Annotated in this window: 18 protein-coding genes and 2 tRNA genes; 12 read left to right on the top strand and 8 right to left on the bottom strand. The window is 63.5% G+C overall.

Annotation, left to right across the window (positions count from 1 at the left end; all coding sequences use genetic code 11):
- Positions 1-24 precede the first annotated feature (24 nt).
- From ACTQ1Z_RS05885 to ACTQ1Z_RS05875, 3 genes are all read right to left on the bottom strand, one after another.
- Entirely contained in the window at positions 25-477 is a 453-nt protein-coding gene (locus tag ACTQ1Z_RS05885; protein ID WP_320680671.1) for an EamA family transporter, read from the bottom strand.
- A gap of 29 nt (positions 478-506) precedes the next feature.
- Entirely contained in the window at positions 507-2,156 is a 1,650-nt protein-coding gene (locus ACTQ1Z_RS05880) for an amidohydrolase (protein WP_441859531.1), read from the bottom strand.
- Between the two features lie 126 nt (positions 2,157-2,282).
- The gene (locus tag ACTQ1Z_RS05875; protein ID WP_441859529.1) at positions 2,283-2,762 is read right to left on the bottom strand and encodes a hypothetical protein; all 480 of its coding nucleotides are present in this window, start codon (positions 2,760-2,762) and stop codon (positions 2,283-2,285) included.
- A gap of 30 nt (positions 2,763-2,792) precedes the next feature.
- Here ACTQ1Z_RS05875 and ACTQ1Z_RS05870 point away from each other — a divergent pair, with 30 nt between their 5' ends.
- Positions 2,793-2,927: a hypothetical protein gene (locus ACTQ1Z_RS05870; RefSeq protein WP_320680666.1), complete on the top strand. Its 135-nt coding sequence runs from the start codon at positions 2,793-2,795 to the stop codon at positions 2,925-2,927.
- 350 nt (positions 2,928-3,277) lie between these two features.
- On the opposite strand, the gene ACTQ1Z_RS05865 is transcribed toward ACTQ1Z_RS05870, so the two are convergent.
- Positions 3,278-3,748 carry a hypothetical protein gene (locus ACTQ1Z_RS05865; protein WP_441859527.1) on the bottom strand — a complete coding sequence of 157 codons (471 nt, stop codon included), beginning with the start codon at positions 3,746-3,748 and terminating at the stop codon, positions 3,278-3,280.
- Between the two features lie 360 nt (positions 3,749-4,108).
- Here ACTQ1Z_RS05865 and ACTQ1Z_RS05860 point away from each other — a divergent pair, with 360 nt between their 5' ends.
- Together ACTQ1Z_RS05860 and ACTQ1Z_RS05855 are read left to right on the top strand one after the other, a co-directional pair.
- Positions 4,109-4,531, top strand: coding sequence for an Hsp20/alpha crystallin family protein (locus ACTQ1Z_RS05860; RefSeq protein ID WP_320680662.1), 423 nt, complete (start codon positions 4,109-4,111; stop codon positions 4,529-4,531).
- A gap of 206 nt (positions 4,532-4,737) precedes the next feature.
- Positions 4,738-5,157: a hypothetical protein gene (locus tag ACTQ1Z_RS05855; RefSeq protein ID WP_320680660.1), complete on the top strand. Its 420-nt coding sequence runs from the start codon at positions 4,738-4,740 to the stop codon at positions 5,155-5,157.
- A gap of 220 nt (positions 5,158-5,377) precedes the next feature.
- Here ACTQ1Z_RS05855 and ACTQ1Z_RS05850 read toward each other — a convergent pair.
- Positions 5,378-5,454: transfer RNA gene (locus ACTQ1Z_RS05850), tRNA-Arg, on the bottom strand.
- A 271-nt stretch (positions 5,455-5,725) separates the two neighbouring features.
- Between ACTQ1Z_RS05850 and ACTQ1Z_RS05845 the strand changes: the two genes are divergently transcribed.
- The 4 genes from ACTQ1Z_RS05845 to ACTQ1Z_RS05830 all read left to right on the top strand — a co-directional run bounded on the left by ACTQ1Z_RS05845 (position 5,726) and on the right by ACTQ1Z_RS05830 (position 9,661).
- Complete coding sequence (locus ACTQ1Z_RS05845) at positions 5,726-6,244, top strand: ferritin (RefSeq protein WP_293814735.1); 519 nt, start codon at positions 5,726-5,728, stop codon at positions 6,242-6,244.
- 75 nt (positions 6,245-6,319) lie between these two features.
- The gene (gene gluQRS / locus ACTQ1Z_RS05840) at positions 6,320-7,342 is read left to right on the top strand and encodes a tRNA glutamyl-Q(34) synthetase GluQRS (RefSeq protein WP_441859524.1); all 1,023 of its coding nucleotides are present in this window, start codon (positions 6,320-6,322) and stop codon (positions 7,340-7,342) included.
- 53 nt (positions 7,343-7,395) lie between these two features.
- A tRNA-Ser gene (locus ACTQ1Z_RS05835) sits at positions 7,396-7,486 on the top strand.
- 225 nt (positions 7,487-7,711) lie between these two features.
- Positions 7,712-9,661: a DUF2207 domain-containing protein gene (locus tag ACTQ1Z_RS05830; protein ID WP_441859522.1), complete on the top strand. Its 1,950-nt coding sequence runs from the start codon at positions 7,712-7,714 to the stop codon at positions 9,659-9,661.
- A 154-nt stretch (positions 9,662-9,815) separates the two neighbouring features.
- Here ACTQ1Z_RS05830 and ACTQ1Z_RS05825 read toward each other — a convergent pair whose 3' ends face one another.
- Positions 9,816-10,526, bottom strand: a complete 711-nt coding sequence (locus tag ACTQ1Z_RS05825) for a GNAT family N-acetyltransferase (RefSeq protein WP_441859520.1) — start codon at positions 10,524-10,526, stop codon at positions 9,816-9,818.
- Between the two features lie 192 nt (positions 10,527-10,718).
- Here ACTQ1Z_RS05825 and purH point away from each other — a divergent pair, with 192 nt between their 5' ends.
- The 3 genes from purH to ACTQ1Z_RS05810 are packed head-to-tail and all read left to right on the top strand — an operon-like array spanning position 10,719 to position 14,151.
- The gene (gene purH, locus ACTQ1Z_RS05820) at positions 10,719-12,326 is read left to right on the top strand and encodes a bifunctional phosphoribosylaminoimidazolecarboxamide formyltransferase/IMP cyclohydrolase (RefSeq protein WP_441859518.1); all 1,608 of its coding nucleotides are present in this window, start codon (positions 10,719-10,721) and stop codon (positions 12,324-12,326) included.
- A gap of 55 nt (positions 12,327-12,381) precedes the next feature.
- Positions 12,382-13,056 carry a response regulator transcription factor gene (locus ACTQ1Z_RS05815; RefSeq protein WP_441859517.1) on the top strand — a complete coding sequence of 225 codons (675 nt, stop codon included), beginning with the start codon at positions 12,382-12,384 and terminating at the stop codon, positions 13,054-13,056.
- 3 nt (positions 13,057-13,059) lie between these two features.
- Positions 13,060-14,151, top strand: coding sequence for a sensor histidine kinase (locus tag ACTQ1Z_RS05810; RefSeq protein ID WP_441859515.1), 1,092 nt, complete (start codon positions 13,060-13,062; stop codon positions 14,149-14,151).
- A gap of 179 nt (positions 14,152-14,330) precedes the next feature.
- Here the strand turns inward: ACTQ1Z_RS05810 and ACTQ1Z_RS05805 are convergent, their stop codons facing one another.
- Both ACTQ1Z_RS05805 and ACTQ1Z_RS05800 read right to left on the bottom strand, forming a co-directional pair.
- Positions 14,331-16,535 (bottom strand): FtsX-like permease family protein, encoded by a 2,205-nt coding sequence (locus ACTQ1Z_RS05805; RefSeq protein ID WP_441859513.1) that lies wholly within the window; start codon positions 16,533-16,535, stop codon positions 14,331-14,333.
- Entirely contained in the window at positions 16,525-17,373 is an 849-nt protein-coding gene (locus tag ACTQ1Z_RS05800; protein ID WP_441859511.1) for an ABC transporter ATP-binding protein, read from the bottom strand. Before ACTQ1Z_RS05800 ends, ACTQ1Z_RS05805 begins: the two co-directional genes overlap by 11 nt.
- Positions 17,374-17,557: 184 nt before the next feature.
- On the opposite strand from ACTQ1Z_RS05800, the gene ACTQ1Z_RS05795 reads away from it, so the two are divergent.
- A complete protein-coding gene (locus tag ACTQ1Z_RS05795; RefSeq protein WP_441859509.1) occupies positions 17,558-18,217 on the top strand; it encodes a hypothetical protein in 660 nt (219 codons plus the stop codon).
- A gap of 313 nt (positions 18,218-18,530) precedes the next feature.
- On the top strand, positions 18,531-22,064 hold the full coding sequence (gene nifJ / locus ACTQ1Z_RS05790) for a pyruvate:ferredoxin (flavodoxin) oxidoreductase (RefSeq protein WP_441859507.1): 3,534 nt from the start codon (positions 18,531-18,533) through the stop codon (positions 22,062-22,064).
- Positions 22,065-22,167 lie beyond the last annotated feature (103 nt).

The raw sequence follows: 22,167 nt of genomic DNA, 5'->3' as shown, positions 1-22,167 counted from the left end.
CAAGCTTATGCGGTCTGCGTGCGATTAGCACATCATGACGAGCGCGAGGCCACCAAAGCAGATTCCGCAGCCGATGATGCGGGAGATCGTGACGCGCTCCTTGTAGAAGATTGCGCCGATGGCAAGCAGACAGACAGCGAGGATAACGTAGAGGACCAGGCAAGCGACGGAGACGTCCCAGCCGGCGCGGTACTGCAGAAGGATGGCGAGCTCCATGAGGACGAGGGAGAGGCCCATGGCGGGAGCTGACCAGTTGCACTTCTTGATGGCGCGGCCGTAGTTTTTATCCTTTGCGGTGGTGAAGAAGAAGATGAAGGAGGCGGCGCAGCAGGTTGCGTAAGTAAGGAACACGGAGGCAACGGCGTTGACGTCTGTCGGGGTGAGCTTGGCCACGATGTTGTAGGCCACGTTCACGAAGATCATCAGGATGACGGGGAAGAGGAATGCGAAGCCCGTCTTCTTAGCGGTTTCGGTCATGGTAGTTTCCTCTCGGTTGCTCGACTTGGTTAAGCCTCGGCGTCGTAGGCGATACGGCCGTTGACGAGCGTCAGCTGCGACTCGGTGATCTGGATGTCCTTGGAATCACAAGTGAACAGGTTGTGATCGAAAACGACGACGTCTGCGAACTTGCCGCACTCGAGGGAGCCCTTGATTCCCTCCTTGTTGAGCTGGTAGGCGCCACCCCAGGTGAAGGCCCACAGAGCTTCGGAGACGGAAATCTTCTGCTCGGGATGGATGCCGCCGACGGGCAGGCCGTCGTTGAAGGTGCGCTGGGTGGAACGGAAGACCTGGTCGAGCTTGCCAGCGAAGCCGACCGGGGAGTCGGAGCTGAAGGAGATGTAGTCGCAGTTGTCGAACATGGAGCGGTTGGCCCAGGCGTACTTGTAGACAGCGTCGCCGAACGTCTTGCGATAGAAGTCGGTCTCGTACGTAGGCGTCGGGGCGAGCATGTCGGGCTGCAGCGCGGCGACAACGCCGAGCTCACGGAAGCGCGGGAAGTCCTTGGGGTTCACGGTGTCGCAGTGGGTGATGCAGTTGCGCTGGCCCTGGACATAGCCTGCCTTGACGGCCTCCTCGAAGCAATCAAGGGCGTATTCGACGGTGCGGGTGCCGCAGGCGTGGACATGAACCGGCATGCCGGTCTCCTCGCAGGCAAGGATGCGACGCCTGAACTCCTCGGGCTCGAGAAGGCAGCCGCCGGAGGTGGAGGGATCGTCAGCGTAGGGATCGCACATCCAGGCGGTGTGGGCTCCGCCGACGCCGTCGCCGATGACCTTGAAGCCCCAGAAGGTAATAAAGTCCTCGATGTTGGGATAACGCTCGGCCATCTTCTGAGCGGTCTCGATGAAGTCGGGGTTGTCATTGATTAGGGCGCAGGTGTTGACGCGAAGGTTGAGCTTGCCCTGCTCCTGAAGATCCTCAAGGGCCTCGTACCAGGTCTCAGGTGTGTCGAAGGCGTCCCAGACCTCGGTGACGCCGCGGCGGTTGAGCAATTCGATGGTCTCGAGAAGCTTGCCCGCGCGAACGGCGGGATCGGAGATGGCGCGCTTGAGGACGTCGGGCTCGATGTTGAGGGCGGCGGACTCCTCGAGGTAGCCGGTCGGTTCGCCGTTCTCGTCACGCCAGATGCGGCCGCCGATGGGATCGGGGGTCTCGGCGGTAATCTCGAGCTCGTCGAGGGCCTTCTGGTTCAGCCAAGCGCAGTGGGTGTCGATGTCGAGCAGGAAGGCGGGGTTGTCGGGCAGGGCCTCGGTCAGCAGGTCCTTAGTGGGGACCTTGCAGCCGGGCCAGTTGGCCTGGTGCCAGCCAAAGCCAATGACCCAGTGGGAGTCCGGGTTGGCCTCGTGCCAAGCCTTACAGTTGGCGACGCACTCCTCCTCGGTGCCGACGTAGCGAAGCACTGGGCCGCTCTCACAGAGAACGGTGTTCTCGAGGTGGAGGTGGGCGTCGCAGAGAGCGGGCATGAGGAGCTTGTCATCGCCGTAGCGGCGGATGACGGTGTCGGGACCGGCAAGAGCCTCAATCTGCTCGGGGGTGCCAACGGCGACGATGCGCTCGCCGCTGATCGCGATGCCGCCGGCGGCGGGTATCTCGTCGCGGCTGATGCCGCGCCACATGGCGCCTGCGAGGATGACCATGTCGATACGGTTGCTCATTGTGCTCTCCTTAAGTTTGGAGGGGGGGGTACGCGGGGGAGAAGGGGACACGAGGGGAAGGGACTCCTTCGCCTCATCACGTTTTTTGGGGTTTCGACCCCGCGTACCAGGGGGTGCATGCTCGCTTTAGGGCTCGTATTCAACAGCCTCTTCCGCACCCTCGACCGCCTTCTCGGGGCGGTTGACGACGTAAAGGCCAAGCAGGCAGACTGCGATGCCGGCGATCTTCATCGCGTCGAGGGACTCATTCCAGAGGAGGACGCCAACAACGACGAGGGCAAGGGAGACAGAGATGTTGCCTACGAGAGTGCCGACGCTGATGTCCCAACCGACGCGATAAAGCAGGATGATCGCGACATCGCAGCCTACGATGCACAAACCGAGGGCGTAGGAAGCCCAGTTTGCCTTAGCGAACTCGGCGAAGATGTTGTCGCCACCGGAGGTGACCATGTAGATCACGAAGGTGGCAGCCATGCCGGCCGCATAGGTGAGGGTGAGGGACGCGAAGGTGTCCGCGTCATCGGGAGTCGACTTGGCGAAGACGTTGTACAGGATGTTACCCAACACGCCGATTCCTAGGGGAACATAGAACATGATGCCTTCCATAGAGTCTCCTTTGTTGATGATGGGCCTTCCATGACTGAGGACAATATAAAGGAGGATTTTGAAGGTGTAAATATTGACGCTACAAAATTTCACGGCGTGAAAATCGAATATCGGGCTGATCAAAATGAAATCTGCGCAGCGAAATGTGCAGAAAAGTGCAGGTAGACTGTTTGCCAGCTTTGAGGTGTTATTGGTTTGCAGCGGATGATTGGTCGCTTCCCAGAATTGACAAACAGTCGGCAAGCGGTTGAAAAACTGAGATGAGCGCTATCTGTCTAGATCGCTTCTGGAATCAAAATTATGGCTCAGCACAAATACAACTTCGAAGTAACAAAAATCGAATTCAGACAGAGCCATCATCGCCTCGCGTGGGCGACAGGCTAATGCGAAGGCCCGGCTCCGATGGGATTCGGAGCCGGGCTCTTCGCTGCTGGTCAGTTTGCGGTACGCCGTTGGGCTTGGTGCATACGATTCGTGGCGCCGTTGGGCTCGACGGGTGTGTGATCTCGTGTGCCCTACTTGGGCCAGAAAATGATGAGCAGGATCGCAACGATGGCCACTACGACGATACCGACAACCACGATGTGGCGCTTCTGCTCCTTTTCATGCGAGCCGAAGATCTCGCGGTTGCCTTTTGGGACGGAGAGATACTGGCCGTACTTGAGCTCCTGGCGCACCTTCTCCTGCTGGGAGCGGGAGTGGCGATAGACGCCCCTTGAGGGCGCGACGCGATTCTTGAGCGTGTAGCTCGAGTCGAAGGAGTAGTTGTTCTCGTAGGCCTTGTCCGCCTGGAGGTCATTCACGGGCGGCTGGCGGCGATGAGGCTTGGGTTGACGCACGTACGCGGGACGCCCCTCGCTATCTCGCTCAAAAGACTCCTGCGAATATGCGGGACGCTCCTCTTGGCCCTCTCCAGAGGGCTCCTGTGCCTCGGCGCCCATGGCATCGATTTCATCCGTGGAATTGCGGTCTTGATCGTTCGTCATTCCAGTCCCCTTTTGGAGCATGTCTCAGTCCCTGTGAGTGTACCCCCTCAGGGTTGGTATGGCTCAATTTCTCATGACCTTTTCCCATGCCGGGATACTGCCGTTCGTACGTCTCGGCGCGAATGTGCTGCGTGGATGTGGCGTTGGGGCGGGGAGGGGAGGGCGCCGGAGCGACGAAAGCTTGCACGGGCTCTTGTTCGCTTATGAGACCTTATATAGACAGACTTAGATTTTATTAGCAAAAAGACTAAGAAATCTTGTATTGACGTGTTTAGAAACAATCGTCGCGGGAACATATACCAGCGACACAAGGGGCACAGGCAATGCGAGGTGCCCACAACCACAAAAGGAGTGGTAACCATGGCAAGCATGATTCCGTATGACCGTTACAACCGTCTCGCGCGTGTGGCCTTCCCGTTCGATGACGTCTTCGACAGCTTCCTCGCTCCGGCCACTGCGGCGGCAGACTTCAAGATGGATGTCGAGGATGCTGGCGATGCCTATGTGGTCAGCGCTCACGTTCCTGGTGTCACGCGCGATCAGATCGACGTCGAGCTCAACGAGGGTCGTCTTTCCATCACGGTTGATAAGAAGGACTCTGACGAGCAGAAGGCAAAGAACTATCTGCAGCGTGAGACCGGCGAGTACACCTGCACGCGCGGCGTCTTCCTGAAGGATGCTGCTACGAGTGGCTTGTCCGCCAAGCTCGCCGACGGTGTCCTGACCGTCAACGTCCCGAAGCAGGACGAGAAGGCCAACGTCACCAAGGTCTCCATCGACTAGATGGGCTCAGCCACGCTAGATTAGCAACGTAGCGAGTGCGATTTTTTGAGGAGGGGCTGTCGCTTAGGCGGCAGCCCCTCTTTTTATGACTAATCTGGAATGGATAACACGAGGTAGAGCGTTTGTGTAAGCAAACATTAGTTCGGTTTAGTGTCAGATAGGGGCTGTATCCTCTGTCTATCAGAGGCCAAGAGATGGGAGATGGTATGCGCGACATCACGATCACGTCTGATGGATGCACGGTTCTGGCAAGGCGTTGCTCTTCTCGGGAGACGGTCCAGATGGGCCTTGTCGAGAAGCCAGAAGGTGTGCTTGTCGTTTGCCGTACGGAGGGCGATACCACACTTGATGTCTATGATGTGCCGTGGCATATCGGCTGCGCGTGCGTGACGGCCCAGAATTTGCCTGCGCTCATTGAGGTGCTGGCCGGTCCCCTCCCCAGCGTTGAGAGGACTCTGCCCGCACTGCTCACGGCGCTCTTCGCGGATGATGAGGTGCAGTTTTCGGATCTCCTTGACATCCTTGATGCGGCGAAGGTGCCCTATGCCTATCGAGCGTTTGGTCCGGATGCAACGGCGGTTCGCCTTGAGGGAGACGAGGCGCTGATGGGGGCCTTGTTCGAATAGCCGCTTGCGATGGGCTGCCTACTGGGTCCGTGCGTGGGTGTGATTGGTGGTCCGGCCGAGCCCCCTTGGCGCTTTCCTAGGTCAGGGGAGGCTCGGCCCTATTCGGGATGAGGCGCCTCAGCTCTATTCGCCTCGGCCCAATTCGAGTCGGAAGATGGCTTTGCCGCGATACACAAAAAAGCAGGTGGCCGTCCGAAGACAACCACCTGCGTCTTTTTAATGGTGCGGCATATAGGATTCGAACCTATGACCTTTTGATTCGTAGTCAAACGCTCTATCCAGCTGAGCTAATGCCGCAGTGCAGTTAGATATACTCGCATTCGACCTACTCTTCGTCAAGTACTTTTTCGAAATTCAGTAAAAAATTTTTGAGCAACGCCCTTGAGCAGGGGTTTTCCAATCAGACACCAATGGCTGATCTTGAGGGCGAATAGAAGTCGCGTGTCTTTGCGTCCGTAGTGGGTTCATCTTTGTTGGGAATCTCGTATGGCGAGCATGACACGCGGGCGTTTGGGTATGTTTGCTTATCGGATTAACAGTCTGTTCAATACGTTGGAAGGAAGACTCTATGGCTATCAACGAGAACGTCGCCAAGGTGCTTGAGGACCAGATCAACAAGGAGCTCTACAGCGCCTACCTCTATCTCACCTTCGCTGACTACTACGAGGATCGTGGTCTCAAGGGCTTTGCCAACTGGTACATGATCCAGGTCCAGGAGGAGACGGACCACGCCAAGGCTCTCCGCCGCTACCTGCTCGACAATGACTACAAGCCCACGATGGAGGCCATCGACAAGCCCGACAAGACCTTCTCCAACGACCTCGAGCCGCTCGAGGCCGGCCTCGAGCACGAGGAGTACGTTACGAGCCTCATCCACCACTGCTACGAGGTTGCCCAGGAGGCCCACGACATTCGCGCCATGCAGATGCTCGACTGGTTCGTGAAGGAGCAGGGCGAGGAAGAGGCCAACGCGCGCGACATGATTAGCAACATGAAGCTCTTCGGCACTGACCCCAAGGGCCTGTACGATCTTGATCGCGAGTACGCCACGCGCACTTATATCGCGCAGACCACGCTGCCGATGTAGTCTCCGCGTCCAGTACCTCGTGCCGCTCGGGCGCCGTGCCATGGCGTTCGCTCCGCATGTGCCATACTGAACGACATGAATATCGCTCATGACACCAACATCGCCCGCCCGACGGCGCCCAAGCGCGTCGTCGGGCGTTTTGCGCCCACGCCGTCCGGGCGTATGCATCTGGGAAACGTTGCGTCGTGCCTCTTGGCGTGGCTGTCGGCTCGCTCTGCGGGCGGACGTATGGTCCTCCGCATCGAGGACCTCGACCCTCGCGCCCAGAGTCGCGAGGCAGCCCGCCTCATCATGGATGACCTGAACTGGCTTGGCCTTGACTGGGACGAGGGCCCCTTCTGGCAGAGCGAGCGCGCCGAGGTCTACGCCGCCGCGATCGACCGTCTCGGCGGCAGCGGCATAGAGGCCGGTTCGAAGGGCCTGCGGCTCACGTATCCATGCTTCTGCACCCGCAGCGAGCTCCATGCGGCGACGGCGCCCCATGCGAGCGACGGCACCTACGTCTATGCCGGTACGTGTCGTGGCCTTTCCGCCGATGAGGTTGCGGCGCGAGCTGCCGTGCGTCCCCCGGCGACGCGCCTGCGAGTGCCCGATGCCGCCGATCCGGCGGGCACCATCGACTTCTGTGACCTCGCCTATGGGGCGCAACGCGAGGTGCTGGCACACGAGTGCGGGGACTTTCTCGTACGGAGAAGCGACGGCGTGGTCGCCTATCAGCTTGCCGTGGTGGTCGATGACGCGGAGATGGGCGTCACGCAGGTGGTCCGCGGGCGTGACCTGTTGGGTTCCGCGCCTCGTCAGATGTATCTCCAGAGCCTGCTGGGCTACGGCAATCCGGAGTATGGCCACGTGCCGCTGCTTGTGGCGCCGGACGGCCGCCGCCTCTCCAAGCGCGAGCGAGACCTCGATCTGGGCGCCCTCCGCGAGCGTTTCGAGACTCCCGGTCTTCTGATTGGCGCCATCGCGAGCCGTCTGGGCCTTGCCGAGGTGGGGGAGAGCCTGACTGCGGATGCCCTCGTACCCCGTTTTTCGTGGGGGACGGTCGCCAGTCATCGCGAGGATATAGTGGTGGACGAAGACTTCTTGTCTTTCGTGTGAGGAAACCCTTGCAGTTTTGCCGGTGTGAGGTATGATTCTCTAGCACCTTTTACGGAGAGCTGACCGAGAGGCCGAAGGTGCTCGCCTGCTAAGCGAGTATACCCCCCAAGGGTATCTGGGGTTCGAATCCCCAGCTCTCCGCCAGAACGCGCAGCCCCGCAGGGATTCATCCCCGCGGGGCTTTTCTTTTGCGCCGATGCGCTGTGCCGGCCTGTGTTGTCGTGCTGTGGCCCCCAACCGTACCGGGCCGCTGCCGTGAGTGCCGATTCGCGTCGTCGCACTGGGCGGCCGCCGTGTTCCCACCCGCAGGCTGACATCGTCCTCCATCGGGTACCATGTGGCCAACACTGGCCCGTTCAAGGGAGCCACATGGCTATGTCTTGCAAGAGGTGGCGCGGGATAGTCGGGGCGCTCGTCCCCGTCATCGCGCTTCTCGCACTTGCCCTCGTCCTCGCGCCCACGCCGGCGCAGGCGCGCGAGTATTCGATTAACGAGGTTGTTGGGGATCTAACCGTCAACACGGACGGGTCGATTACGGTTGCCGAGGAGCGAACCTTCGACTTCGACGGGTCTTTCCATGGCGTCTACTGGAACCTCTCGAAGCGCGGGCCCGTTGCCACCACCAACTCTGGTGACGTGAACATCACCAACATCGCGGTGGAGGACCTGTCCTCTCCCGAGCTGGGCGGCTTCACCGAGTCTGATTCGGGGGCTGATGGCACCTATCAGCTCACGGACAGCGGCAGCGCGCTCAAGGTGAAGATCTTCTCCTCGCACGAGGACGAATCTGCCACGGTGCGCATCACCTACACCGTCACCAACGTGGTCAACGCCTGGGCCGATACCGGCGAACTCTACTGGAAGCTCGTCTCGAACGGCTGGGACGTGCCCTCTGATAACGTCACCTATCGCGTTCATCTTCCCGTCCCCGCTGGTGAGACGGTGCGTCCCGAGGATAACGTCCGCGCCTGGGGCCATGGCCCGCTTGACGCGTCGCTCGCCTTCGACGGCAACGAGATCGTCTACACCATTCCCGGCGTGGGAACGAGCGAGTACGCCGAGGCCCGCGTGACCTTCCCGGTCGAGTGGCTCACGGGCATGGTGCCCAGCTCCACCGAGCACATGTCTTCGATCCTGCGTGACGAGCAGCGCTGGGCAGACGAGGCGAACGAGCGTCGCGAGCGCGCTCGCCTCGAGCTTGCGATCTTTGGGACCGTGGGCGGCATCTCGATCGCGGCGACGGGAGGTCTGACGCTCTTCCTGACGAGGCGTTATAAGCGTATGCGCAGGAAGGCCTTCCCAGACGAGTACTTCCGCGACGTCCCCTCTGCAGACCATCCCGCCGTGCTTGGCGCGCTGCTGAAGGGTGGCAAGGTTCCGAGCGAATGCTTCACCGCCACGCTTATGAAGCTCACGGACGATGGCATCATCGGCCTTGACCTCGTCTGCGATAGCAAGGGCAGAGCGAAGGACTATCAGATCACTCGCAGTGCGCGCGTTGCGACCGATCCTATCGATGATGCCGCGATGCATCTCATGTTTGACGTCGTGGCACCCCGCGGCAAGGACCGCAAGATGAGCACGGCTCCCGCCGCCGGCTATTCCACGCTGCGCTTCTCGGATTTCAAGCGCGCCGCCAAGAAGGCACCCGCCACCTATAGCGAGGCCCTGAGCGACTGGGAGCACGAGGTCAAGGCGGTCGCAGAGAAACGAGGCTTCTTCAATGGCGAAGAGGTGACCGGCCGTGTTCCTCTTGCCATCTTCTCCGTGCTGTTTGGCCTGGTGGGCATGGTCTGCGGCGTTGTGCTCTTGGCTGATGACGCCATCTTGGCGGGCATTGCCGTGCTTGTGCTCTCTATCGTGGCGATGACGGTCGGCATCATCACGTGCGCCAGGCTCGCGCCGATGTCTCGCGAGGGCATGGAGCTTGCGGGCAAGCTTGAGGCCCTCAAGCGCTGGCTCAAGGACTTCACGCTGCTCAACGAGGCGGTGCCTCGCGACGTCGCCCTGTGGGATCGCCTGCTCGTCATGGCCGTCGTCCTCGGCGTGGCGGATCGCGTGATCGAGCAGCTCAAGGTCGCGGCGCCCGAGGTCCTCGCAAGTCCGTACTTCTACAGCTACTGCTGGCTCCACGACTACGGCTATGTCGGCCTCGATAGGCCCGCCAGCTGCCTCACCACGGACTTCGGCAGCGCCCACAACGTAAGCACTGCCGCCCTCGCTGCGTCTTCCTCGAGTTCCGGCGGCGGTGGCGGCGGTGGATTCTCCGGCGGTGGCGGCGGAGGCGGTGGCGGAGGCGGCGGAGGCGGCGCGTTCTAGCGTGCTCGCGCGTCCGCGCGGCCTTTGTTGAGCGACCGGCGTGCCTGGTGCATCAGGCACGCCGGTCGTGTTTGTGCTCTCTGGCGCTCGCGACGTTGCGCAGCCTGCAGGATTCCACCTCTGGCACGCTGGCCGCGCTTGCGTTCTCTGGCGCCTAGGCCCTGCCTCCGTAGACAAAGTAATGCTCCGGGGCGCCAGGCACCATGCCGGGGCGATCCGCGAGCCTCTCGAGGCCAAGGTGCTCGTAGAAGGTCCAATCGCAGTCCGTGTCCGTGACGAGCCAATAGCGCTCCGCGCCGTGGCGACGGAAGTGGTCGAGTGCCCGGTTGATGAGGCGCTTGCCAAGGCCGTGGCCGCGCGCCTCCGCGCTGACTACGAGCAGGAGGATGCGCGGAATAGAGCTGAGGTCCGCCTCGGCGCGCATTTCCTTCGTGGCGCGGATTTCATCGAGGTAGATGGGTTCGGTTGGCTCGATGTTGTCCGGGTGTTCGGCGCGCTCGCGTGCCGCCGTGAGGAGCTCCTCGGCGCGCTTGCGGGCCTCCGCACCAACGTGCCCGAAATGCTCGGCAGTCTCTGCGCTCGTGTGGGTGCCATGCGTCACAATGACGCCAACCATCCTGCCCTTGAGCAGGGCCTTCACGCCCCACGTCATCTCCTGGAGATAGGCGGCGATCTCATCGGTCGCCATGAGGCGCGCCACGCGGTCGCGCTCTGAGTCGTCGAGCCACGTGCCCTCCATGGCGGCGCTCGTCATGTCCCCCAGCCCGTCGGGCGAATACCAGGCGTCCGCAGCAAGGCCTGCGATGTCGTCTAGGTCATCTACGGTGAGTGGTTCGAACGTGATGCCGTCGCCAAACAAAGCCATAATTCCTCCGTTTCGGGTGCTATTCCAAAAGCCTACCCGTTTTTCGCGTTCTGGACGGGCGAGAAGGCGCCGCATGCGTCACAATGAAGCGTTGGGAGTTGAAACCCCGGGCGTCCCCTGTGCCATCTTTTGGCGCTGCGCGTGCCTGGCGGAGGCCGCTCCCGGACTGCTAGCAATCAACGAGGAGGTTTCATGGCACAGGGTTCCATCAAGAGGGCGCTCGTCTCGGTCACTGACAAGACCGGTGTCGTCGAGTTCGTCAAGACGCTCGAGGATGAGTTCGGCGTCGAGGTGATTTCTACCGGCGGCACGGCCCGCGTGCTCGCGGACGCCGGCGTCAACGTCGTCCCCATCGAGCAGTACACGGGATTCCCCGAGATGATGGATGGTCGCGTCAAGACCCTGCACCCCAAGGTGCACGGCGGCCTGCTTGCCCGCCGCGACGACGAGAAGCACATGGCCGAGGCCGCGGAGCATGGCATCGGCATGATCGACCTTGTCGTCGTCAACCTCTACGAGTTCGAGAAGACCGTCGCCAAGCCCGACGTCACCTTCGCGGACGCCATCGAGCACATCGACATCGGTGGCCCCTCCATGCTCCGTTCCGCCGCCAAGAACGCCGACGCCGTGACCGTCGTCAGCGACCCGGCGGACTACGACGCCGTCCTCGCCGAGATGCGCGCCAACGACGGCGCCACCACGCTCGAGACCCGTCGCCGCCTGCAGCTGAAGGTCTACCAGACGACCGCCGCCTATGACACGGCCATCGCCGCCTGGCTGGGCGAGCAGGCCGCCAAGGCCTCCGCCGAGGGCGAGGCCACGAGCGCCTTCCCCGAGAAGTTCGTCCTCACCGCCACGAAGGAGCAGGACCTCCGCTACGGCGAGAACCCGCAGCAGGCTGCCGCCTTCTACGTGAGCCCGGATGCGCCGGAGCACTCGCTCGCTCGCGCCGAGCAGATCCAGGGCAAGCCGCTCTCCTACAACAACATCCTCGACGCCGACGCCGCCTGGGCGGCCGTCCGCGAGTTCGACGAGCCCGCGGTGGTCATCCTCAAGCACCAGAATCCGTGTGGCTCCGCCACCGCCGCGGATGTCACCGAGGCGTATGACCGTGCCTTCGCCTGCGACCCCATCTCCGCCTATGGTGGCATCATCGCCGTCAACCGTGAGGTGCCCCTGTCGCTGTGCGAGCACTTCGCCGACGTGAACAAGCAGTTCGTCGAGGTCATGATCGCCCCGAGCTATACGCCCGAGGCCCTCGAGCGCCTCTCCAAGCGCAAGAACATGCGCGTGCTCGCCACCGGCGGCGTCGACCGCACGATCGGTCACGAGGTCCGCACCGTCGACGGCGGCGTCCTCGTCCAGGACATCGACCACGTGAGCGAGGACCCTGCGACCTTCACGGTGCCCACCAAGCGCAAGCCCACGGACCCCGAGATGGACGACCTGCTGTTCGCCTGGCGCGTCTGCAAGGCCGTGAAGTCCAACGCCATCCTCGTCGCCAAGGGCCGCGCCGGCATCGGCATGGGCCCCGGCCAGCCCAACCGCACGGACTCCGCTCGCATCGCCTGCGAGCGCGCCGAGGCCGCCTGCGAGCGCATGGGCGTCTCGACCGAGGGCATGGTCGCCGCGTCCGACGCCTTCCTGCCGTTCCGCGATGACGTTGACGTCCTCGCCGAACACGGCATCACCGCGATCATCCAGCCCGGCGGCTCCATTCGCGACGAGGAGTCCATCCAGGCCTGCGACGAGCACGGCATCGCCATGGTGTTCACCGGAACCAGGCACTTCCGTCACTAGTAGCTGGTGGTAGTCCGGCGGGCTTCGGCCCGCCGGCATTTGGTTTGGGGGAGCGTTGTCCAAAATCTATGTCATAGAGGACGACGAAGGCATCCGCGTCGAGCTCGTTCGCATGCTCGAGCGCGAGGGCTTCGAGGTCGAGGCGTGCGAGGACTTCTCCCGTGCCGCCGAGCTCGCCCTCGCCGCCGCCCCGGACCTCGCCCTTCTCGATCTCACGCTTCCGGGCACGGATGGGCAGCTCGTCTGCCGGGAGATCCGCGCCGCCTCCTCCGTCCCGGTCATCGTGCTCACGAGCCGCGTGACCGAGGCGGACGAGGTGGTCTCCATGACGCTGGGCGCGGACGACTTCGTGCCCAAGCCCTATAGCCCTCGCGTGCTTGTGGCCCACATCCAGGCCCTGCTGCGTCGCGCGGGCCAGGCTGCGGCACCCGCCTCGACCATCGAGCGCGGGGCCGTGACGCTCGACCTCTCCCGCTCCTGCGCCGCCGCGAACGGCAAGACCGTCGAGCTCACCAAGAACGAGATGCGTATTCTGGGCCTGCTCATGCGCCGTTCCCCCGCGATCGTCTCGCGCGAGGACCTTATGCGCGAGCTCTGGGACTCAGACGCTTTCGTCGATGACAACACGCTTACGGTCAACGTGAACCGCCTCCGTGCCCAGCTCGCGAGGGTGGGCGTCGAGGGCTTCCTGGTCACGCACCGTGGCCAGGGCTATTCGGTCCGGGCGTAGCCGATGAGGCTGGGAAGCTACATCCGCTCGCGCGTCCCGGAGCTTCTGGTCCTCGTGGCGCTCGAGCTCCTCCTCGTGCTCGTGCTGCGCATCTCCGGCATGGGTACGGACTTTGTCGCGTTCGTTTGCTCGATCGTGCTCGTCTCGGCGGTTGTCGCCGTCGCGCTGGGGTTTGCCCGCGAGCGCGGCTTCTGGGACTCCCTCTCCGAGACCTGCTCCTCGCTCGACAACGCGTGCCTGCTGCCCGAGCTCATCGACAGGCCGGAGTTTCCCGAGGGCCAGGCGGCCTATGACGCGCTTGTCTCCGTGGCGAAGTCCGCCAACGACGAGGTCGCCGAGCAGCGCCGCTTCGTCGGGGAGTATCGCGCCTACGTCGAGACCTGGGTGCATGAGGCAAAGAGCCCGATTACCGCCGCGCGCCTGGCGCTCTCAAACCTCGAGGAGGACGCGGATGCGTGCGCGGTCTGCCCGCGCGAGGTCGAGCCGGTCGTTCCGCGCTTGCGCTCGGTCGAAGACGAGCTCGCCCGCGTCGAGCGCTACGTTGAGCAGGCGCTGTTCTACGCGCGCTCCGAGACGCTCGAGCGTGACTTCCTCGTCCGCTCCCACTCGCTTCGCGAGATGGTGGCCTCGGCCATCAAGGCCAACGCGAACCTGCTCATCGCCGCCGGCGTGACGCCGCGCCTGGGCGAGGGCCTCGACCTCAAGGTCTTCACGGACGACAAGTGGCTCGTCTTCATGCTGGGGCAGCTCCTCCAGAACACGGCCCGCTACGTGCGCCCCGGTTGCGAGGGCTGGCCTCAGGTCTGGTTTGACGCGCGCCTCTTGGACGAGGGCCTCGCGAACGAGCGCGTTGAACTGACCGTGCGGGATAACGGATGCGGTGTGAGTGCGGCGGACCTGCCGCGCGTGCTCGAGCGCGGCTTCACGGGCGACAACGGCCGCACCCACAAGCAGTCGACGGGCCTGGGCCTTTGGCTCGTCGCGCGCCTCGCCCGGAAGATGGGCGTCTCGGTCGCGGTTGACTCGGCAGAGGACGAGTTCTTCTCCGTGACGTTTGCCTTCCCCGCTAACAAGATGCACTACTTCGAGGACTAGCGGCTGCGCGCTGTTGGCTCGGCCTGGCCGCCCGCATGTTCGGGCGTTGCCGCTCGAGGCTTGCCGAGCGCCCGGCGCGCTCGCCCCGCCGCCCGCGGGTCCGAGCTCGGACGAAAGAAAGAGGGCCGGCCATGTGGCCGACCCTCGGGTGCCAGGCAGTGTCCTGCTCGCCGCTCGCGCTACGCCGTGTAACGGATGCGAACTGCGTCGTTCAGGATGCCGCGGCTCATGGCGTAGGTGACCAGGAAGTAGCCACCGTATGCAGCGAGGAAGATCACGCAGGTGAAGCCCACCATGGCGCTGATGGTGAGGCCGCCGAACAACCTGACGAGGTCGATGACGACCCTCAGCGCCACGAGCGAGTGGGCGACGCCGACCGCGAGCGGGAACATGAAGAACACGGTCTGCTGCGCGAGCATGGAGTGGGCGACCTGTCGCTTGTCGCAGCCGAGCTCGGAGAGCACGCGATAGCTGCGGCTGGCGTCGGACACGCCGGAGAGCTGTTGGATGGCAAGGATGGCGGCGCAGGCGATCACGAGCACGAAGCCGATGTAGATGGCGAGGTAGCTGACGGCGCCCGCCGTCGTGTTGGTTTGGGCGAGCATCTGACTGCGGGTCACGCTGGGCCCGAAGAAGCCGAAGACGTCGCTGCCCGACCTGATGTTGCTGTACTCGATGTGGCTAAGCGCCGCCTGGCTCATGAACTCGTCGCCCTGCTCGGTGCTGACGCCCCGCTTGTTGTAGTTGACGAGCAGGTATGAGCTCTTGACCTGGAGGTGCGCGTCGTCGACGACGGCGTCGGGGACGATGACGGTGCCGGAGTTGGAGCCCATGGCGGAGTTCGTCAGGGCGCTGTTGTCGACGTCGACCTTCTGGGTCGCGGGCTTGAGCTCGTGGTCTCCCAGCTTGATGGTGGGTTCGGAGGCGAGGACCTTGTCGTAGAAACCGGCGATGGTGTCGCCCATGTCGCAGGTGATGAGGTAGTCATTCTCGCCCAGGTCCACCCGCGGCTTGCCGAGATAGGCGAGGAGCTGGTTGTACTGGCTCTCCCTCATGACGTCGAGCCCCAGGAGCTCGGCGTCCGAGTTGGTCATGCCGCCGGGAACTTCGGCTCCCGTCCTCTCGGCGAGGGCGCCAATGGTGAGTGGATTCTCGTCGGGTGTGCCCTCGCCGCTCGTGATGCGGGTGACCTGTTCGCTTCCGAGCGGGAAGTAGGTGTCGAGCTGGACCGTGGAGTCGCAGACGGAGCCAAGGTCGACCCCGCGTGCCTCGAGTTCGCTCGCGACATCGAGCGGCTGGTCCAGCGCGACGTAGCGCACGGGGTTGAGGTCCTCGTCGGTGCCCTCGGAGAGGCTGTAGTTGTACCAGAAGCTCTGGCTGAAGTCGACGGGGTTCACGCGCTCGATGCTGTTGGTCATGGCGTTGACCATCGACATGCCGGTGGTGACGGAGGTGATGGCGAGGAACAGGATCATCGAGATCATGGCCATTGAGAAGGAGACGGTGTTGACCTTGGCGGAAAGCTGGCGAAGCGTGAAGGCGTTCAGCCCCCTCCAATAGATTCCGCGCGCCGCCTGGAGGAGTTTCAGCAGCAGGCCCGAGAGACCGAAGAAGAACAGGACGGTTCCGAGGGTCACCATCCCCGTGGTGATCTCAAACTGGGTCATCGCGGCCCCGAGCTCTTCGCTCCTGGCCGTGATGGGGAGGCCGTCGCGCAGCAGACGGGAGTAGGCCGCCCCGATGAGCACGGCGCCAAACAGGCACACCAGACCTGCGAGCAGCGGGTTGCGCGTCTTGATCGACTCGTTGCGACGCCCCGACCCCATGAGGTCGACGAGGCATGACTTGCGCACCACGAGAAGGTTGAACACGAGCGTCACGAGGAAGATCGTGGCGAGGCATTCCACGGTGAGCGCCAGGGCGCTCGTGGAGAAGATGAACTTGAAGTTGGCGATCTGCGTTTTGAAGAGCGACGCGGTGAAGAAGACCATCAACTGGGAGAGGCCCACGCCCAAGATGATGCCGAGGGCGAGTGCCGCGGCGGACACGATGACCGTCTCGAGCGCCATGATGCGGGCGACCTGGCCGCGCGTCATGCCCAGCACCTGGTAGAGGCCAAACTCCTTATTGCGACGCTTCATGATGAAGTTGTTGGCGTAGACCATGAGAAAGCCCATGACCGCGCCGAGGAACACGGTGAGGCCGCCAAGCAGCTCTCCGAGGAGCTCGCCCAGCCCTTCGATGTCGACGCCGGCGAGGTCGACCTGCAGGCTGATGGTGTTGAAAGCGTAGAAGACGGTCACGCCAAGCGTGAGCGTGAGCAGGTAGATGAGGTAGTCGCGCCGCGCACGGGCGACGTTGCCCCAGGCGAGCTTACAGAGCATCGGAACCCTCACTGCCCATCATCGCGACAACCTCCATGATGCGGTCGAAGAACTCGCGGCGAGGAGAGCTTCCGCGGCGGAGCTCGGTGAAGATCTTGCCGTCGCGGATGAACAGGACGCGTCCCGTGTAGCTCGCGGCGAAGCTGTCATGGGTGACCATGAGGATCGTGGCGCTCCTCTCCTCGTTGAGCTGCTGGAGGCTCTCGAGCAAGAGGCGGGCGCTCTTGGAGTCGAGGGCGCCGGTGGGCTCGTCTGCCATGATGACGGCAGGCTTGGTGACGAGCGCGCGGGCGGCGGCGACGCGCTGCTGCTGGCCGCCGGAGAGCTGGTAGGGATACTTGTCGAGCACGTCCGCGATGTTCAGGCGGCGGGCCATCTCCTCCACGCGGGCGAGCGTCTCGCCGGCGGAGACGCGGGAGATGGTGAGCGGCAGGGCAATGTTCTCGCGGGCAGTGAGGGTGTCGAGCAGGTTCGAGTCCTGGAAGACGAAGCCGAGCTGCTCGCGGCGGAAGCGCGCGAGCTCGCCGGCGCGCATGGACGTGACGTCGACACCGCGTACGAAGACGTGGCCGCTCGTGGCAGAGTCGATAGTCGAGACGCAGTTGAGCAGCGTCGACTTGCCGGAGCCCGAGGCGCCCATGATGGCTACGAACTCGCCCTCGTTCACGTCGAAGGAGACGTCCGCCAGGGCGCGGGTGGTCGCTCCACGACCCCTCTTGCCGCGGTTCCCGTAGGTCTTCTCGAGGTGCTGGACGGAGAGGACCGAATTCGCAGGCGCCTGGCGCACCGCAGGCCCATCGAGAGGAATGTTGGAGTTGGGCTGATAGTGGTTGCCCATGGGTATCCTTTCTTTTACGCCCCGTCGCCGGGGCGCGGCTGCATGACACCAGTATCGTTGCGCGACCGCCTCTGCGGAGCCATCGAATTGGCTTACAGTGTGGTTGCAAAAATGTAATGTTGGGCGCCGTGCGCGCGGCGCCTCTAGGTCCTGGCGCGAAGCGCCCGCAGAAAGGCGGTTCTTCATGGCAGATAGCAAGATTCCCGAGGAGTTCGAGGTTGGCGCTCCCGTCCTCGTGTGCCGCTGGCGAATTCAGGGCGGCGAGCTGCCTGCCATGAATCGCCACATGCGCGCGCTCGGTAAGCGCATGGTGCTGGGCAAGCATCTCACTCCGCAGCTTCTGGGCTGGGTCAAGCAGCACGTGGAGTGGACCCTCAAGGATGGCTCGTATGAGCATCCCAACGGCGTCCTCATGCTGATGACTGACGAGCTCGGCCGTGCCGCCATGGCCGTGGGGGAGTACGAGCCACTCGCAGACATCTCGCTTTCGGCGCTCGTCGAACGCGCCAAGGCTTCTGAGCTCGAGGCGGGCGAGACCGACGTCGCCCCCGAGACGATCTGGGTGGCTCGCGGCGGCTCTCTCGTCTACGGCGCGGGCGTGGGCTCGATCTCCTCGGGCGCGGCGTCGCTCGTCCTCGACCTCGCGGCGACCCTCGGCATCCCGGTCGAGCGCGCGGACTCCCTCGCCGAAGATCTCGAGATGGGCGCCGCCTGCGACGAGGCCTTCCTCGTCTCGGACGAACACGGCGTCGTGCCGGCGTCGGACGCCAAGGGCCCCATGGGCGAGCGCTTCGCCCAGAGCTGGGAGGCCTTGCTCGCCAAGACCGCCCGGGCCGCAAAGTAGGAAACGCCATCGCTTCCTGTGGCCCCTTTGCAGCAAAGCCGCAGGAAGCAAGCGTGAATACCGGAGGATAACGCCTTCGAGCGGACGTCGCGCTGTGACGTGTCGATGACCGCTCGGCAGATCGCTGGCATGCTTTCTCAAAAACCCGATTGAACCGGCCCAGAATGCGGGATAATCAAATGGCTATGAAATAGCCGCCTTTTGGCCGCCGGGGAAGTGGCCAGGGGGCGATTTCGCGTGGAGAGGCAACCGCCAGGGGGTGGTGGTGACCCACGTCACCTGCCGCCGCGCGACCTCATCAGAAGGAGAGGATATGGCACGTAAGTTCAAGTCTATGGACGGCAACGAGGCTGCTGCTTGGGTCTCGTACGCCTACACCGAGGTGGCGGGCATCTACCCGATCACGCCGTCCAGCCCGATGGCCGACCACGTCGACCAGTGGGCCGCCCAGGGCATCAAGAACGTCTTTGGTACCCCGGTCAACGTCGTCGAGATGGAGTCCGAGGCTGGTGCCGCCGGCACCGTCCACGGCTCCCTTGGCGCTGGCGCCCTCACGACGACCTACACGGCGTCCCAGGGCCTGCTGCTCATGATCCCGAACATGTACAAGATCGCTGGCGAGGGCCTGCCGGGCGTGTTCCACGTCTCCGCTCGTACCGTCGCTTCTCACGCGCTCAACATCTTCGGCGATCACTCCGACGTCATGGCCTGCCGCCAGACCGGCTTCGCCATGCTCGCCGAGGGCAACGTCCAGGAGGTCATGGACCTTTCGCCTGTCGCCCACCTCGCTGCCATCAAGGGCCGCGTGCCGTTCCTGAACTTCTTCGACGGCTTCCGCACCTCGCACGAGATCCAGAAGGTCGCCATGTGGGACTTCGACGACCTCAAGGACATGCTCGACATGGATGCCGTCCAGGCCTTCCGTGACCACGCCCTGAACCCCGAGCACCCGCACGCCCGCGGCTCCCACGAGAACGGCGATGTCTTCTTCCAGCACCGTGAGGCCTGCAACAAGGCCTATGACGAGCTGCCGGCCGTCGTCGAGGAGTACATGGGCAAGATCAATGCCAAGCTCGGCACTGATTACGGCCTGTTCAACTACTACGGCGCTCCCGATGCCGACCGCGTCGTCGTCTGCATGGGCTCCTTCTGCGACGTGCTCGAGGAGGTCATTGACTACCTCAACGCCCATGGCGAGAAGGTCGGCCTGGTGAAGGTCCGCCTGTTCCGTCCGTTCTCCATCAAGCACTTCGTTGACGTCCTCCCCGAGACCGTCAAGAAGATCGCCGTCATGGACCGCACGAAGGAGCCGGGCTCCATCGGCGAGCCGCTCTACCAGGACGTCGTCTCTGCCCTCTACGAGGCCGGCAAGACCAATATCCACGTCTCCGGCGGCCGTTACGGCCTCGGCAGCAAGGACACGCCGCCCGCGTCTGCCTTCGCCGTCTTCGAGGAGCTCAAGAAGGACGAGCCCAAGCGCGAGTTCACCATCGGCATCAACGACGATGTCACGCACCTCAGCCTCCCCGAGGACGAGGATGCGCCCAACACCGCTGACCCGAGCACCATCGAGTGCAAGTTCTGGGGTCTCGGCGGCGACGGCACCGTTGGCGCCAACAAGAACTCGATCAAGATCATCGGTGACCACACGGACAAGTACGTCCAGGCCTACTTCCAGTACGACTCCAAGAAGACCGGCGGCGTTACCGTCTCGCACCTGCGCTTCGGTGATTCCCCGATCCGCTCGCCGTACTACGTCACGAAGGCCGACTTCGTGGCCTGCCACAACCCGTCCTACATCATCAAGGGCTTCAAGATGGTCCGCGACGTCAAGCCGGGCGGCACGTTCCTCGTGAACTGCCAGTGGTCTGACGAGGAGTTCGCCGAGCACATGCCGGCCGTGGCTAAGCGCTACATCGCCAAGAACAACGTGAACGTCTACCTCATCGACGCCATCGACCTCGCCGCCAAGGTGGGCATGGGCAAGCGCACCAACACCGTGCTGCAGTCCGCGTTCTTCGCGCTGGCTAACGTCCTGCCGGCCGCTGACGCCCTCCAGTACATGAAGGACGCCGCCACCAAGTCCTACATGAAGAAGGGCCAGGCCATCGTCGACGCCAACCACAAGGCCATCGACGCCGGCGCCACCGCCTTCCACAAGTTCGAGGTTCCCGCTGACTGGGCCACTGCCGAGGACGCTCCCTCCACGCTCTCTATCGAGGGTCGCGCGGAGATCGTCGAGCAGGTCAAGAAGATCATGGACCCGATCAACCGCATGGACGGCGACTCGCTGCCCGTTTCCGCCTTCGAGAAGTACGTCGACGGCCAGTGGGAGCTCGGTGCCTCTCAGTACGAGAAGCGCGGCGTTGCCGTTATGGTTCCGCACTGGGATGAGACCAAGTGCATCCAGTGCAACCAGTGCGCCTATGTCTGCTCGCACGCCACGATTCGCCCGATCGCCCTCACGGCTGACGAGGCTGCCGCGGCTCCTGAGAACATGCGCATGATCGATGCCAAGGGCAAGGGCGCCGAGGGCCTGAAGTTCGCCATCGCCGTCTCCCCGCTCGACTGCATGGGCTGCTACAACTGCGTCCAGGTCTGCCCGAAGGACGCCCTCACCATGGTTCCGCAGGAGGACGAGCTCGACCAGGCTCCCGTCTGGGATTACGCTGTCAACAAGGTCACGGAGAAGAAGGAGCTCGTTGCCTCCAACGTCAAGGGCAGCCAGTTCGCCAAGCCGTACCTGGAGTTCTCCGGCTCCTGCGCCGGCTGCGCCGAGACCGCTTACGCGCGCCTCGTCACCCAGCTCTGCGGCGACCGCATGTTCATCTCCAACGCCACCGGCTGCTCCTCCATTTGGGGCAACCCGGCTGCCGTCTCGCCCTTCACCGTCAACGCTGAGGGTCACGGCCCGGCCTGGAACAACTCCCTGTTCGAGGACAACGCGGAGCATGGCCTCGGCCTCGCCGTTGGTTATGCCGCCGTCCAGAACAAGCTCGTCGCCGAGACTGAGGCTATCCTTCAGGGCGACGCCTCTGACGAGCTGAAGGCTGCTGCCACCGCCTGGCTCGAGAACCGCAACGACACCGAGGCCTCCAAGACCACGGCCGCTGCCTACATCGCCGAGCTCGAGAAGTGCGGCTGCGACGCTTCTAAGGCCATCCTGGCCGACAAGGCTTACCTCACCAAGAAGTCCTTCTGGATCTTCGGCGGCGACGGCTGGGCCTACGACATCGGCTTCGGCGGTCTCGACCACGTCCTGGCTTCCAACCACAACATCAACGTCTTCGTCTTTGACACCGAGGTCTACTCCAACACGGGTGGTCAGGCCTCCAAGGCCTCTAACCTCGGCCAGGTCGCGCAGTTCGCTGCCGCCGGCAAGGTGACCAAGAAGAAGTCCCTCGCCGAGATCGAGATGTCCTACGGCTACGTCTACGTCGCTCAGGTCGCCATGGGTGCCAACCCGGCCCAGACCCTCAAGGCCATCACCGAGGCCGAGGCCTACGACGGCCCGTCCCTGGTCATCGGCTACAGCCCGTGCGAGATGCACTCCATCAAGAAGGGCGGCATGATGAACTGCCAGTCCGAGATGAAGAAGGCTGTGGACTGCGGTTACTGGAACCTCTTCCGCTTCAACCCGGCCGCGCCGGAGGGCAAGAAGTTCTCGCTCGACTCCAAGGAGCCGGCGGGTGGCTACCAGGAGTTCCTGATGAACGAGGCCCGTTATGCCTCGCTCACCCGTTCGTTCCCCGAGCGCGCCAAGGAGCTCTTCGCCGAGAACGAGCAGGCCGCCATGGAGCGTTACGCTCACCTGCTCAAGCTCAAGGCCCTCTACAACGAGGCCTAAGCCACGAGCTAGGTTCGCGCGCCTGACATAGTTTGGGCTAGGGCCCGCTTCGGGAAACCGGGGCGGGCCTTTTTGTGGGACAAGCGGCGCGTATTGCTTGCCG

The sequence above is a fragment of the Parolsenella sp. LCP21S3_E11 genome, from assembly GCF_052118165.1.
In the GTDB taxonomy this organism is placed as follows: domain Bacteria; phylum Actinomycetota; class Coriobacteriia; order Coriobacteriales; family Atopobiaceae; genus Parolsenella.
The sequence above is the reverse complement of the archived record's forward strand: the minus strand, read 5'-3'. Positions and strand labels throughout refer to the sequence as shown.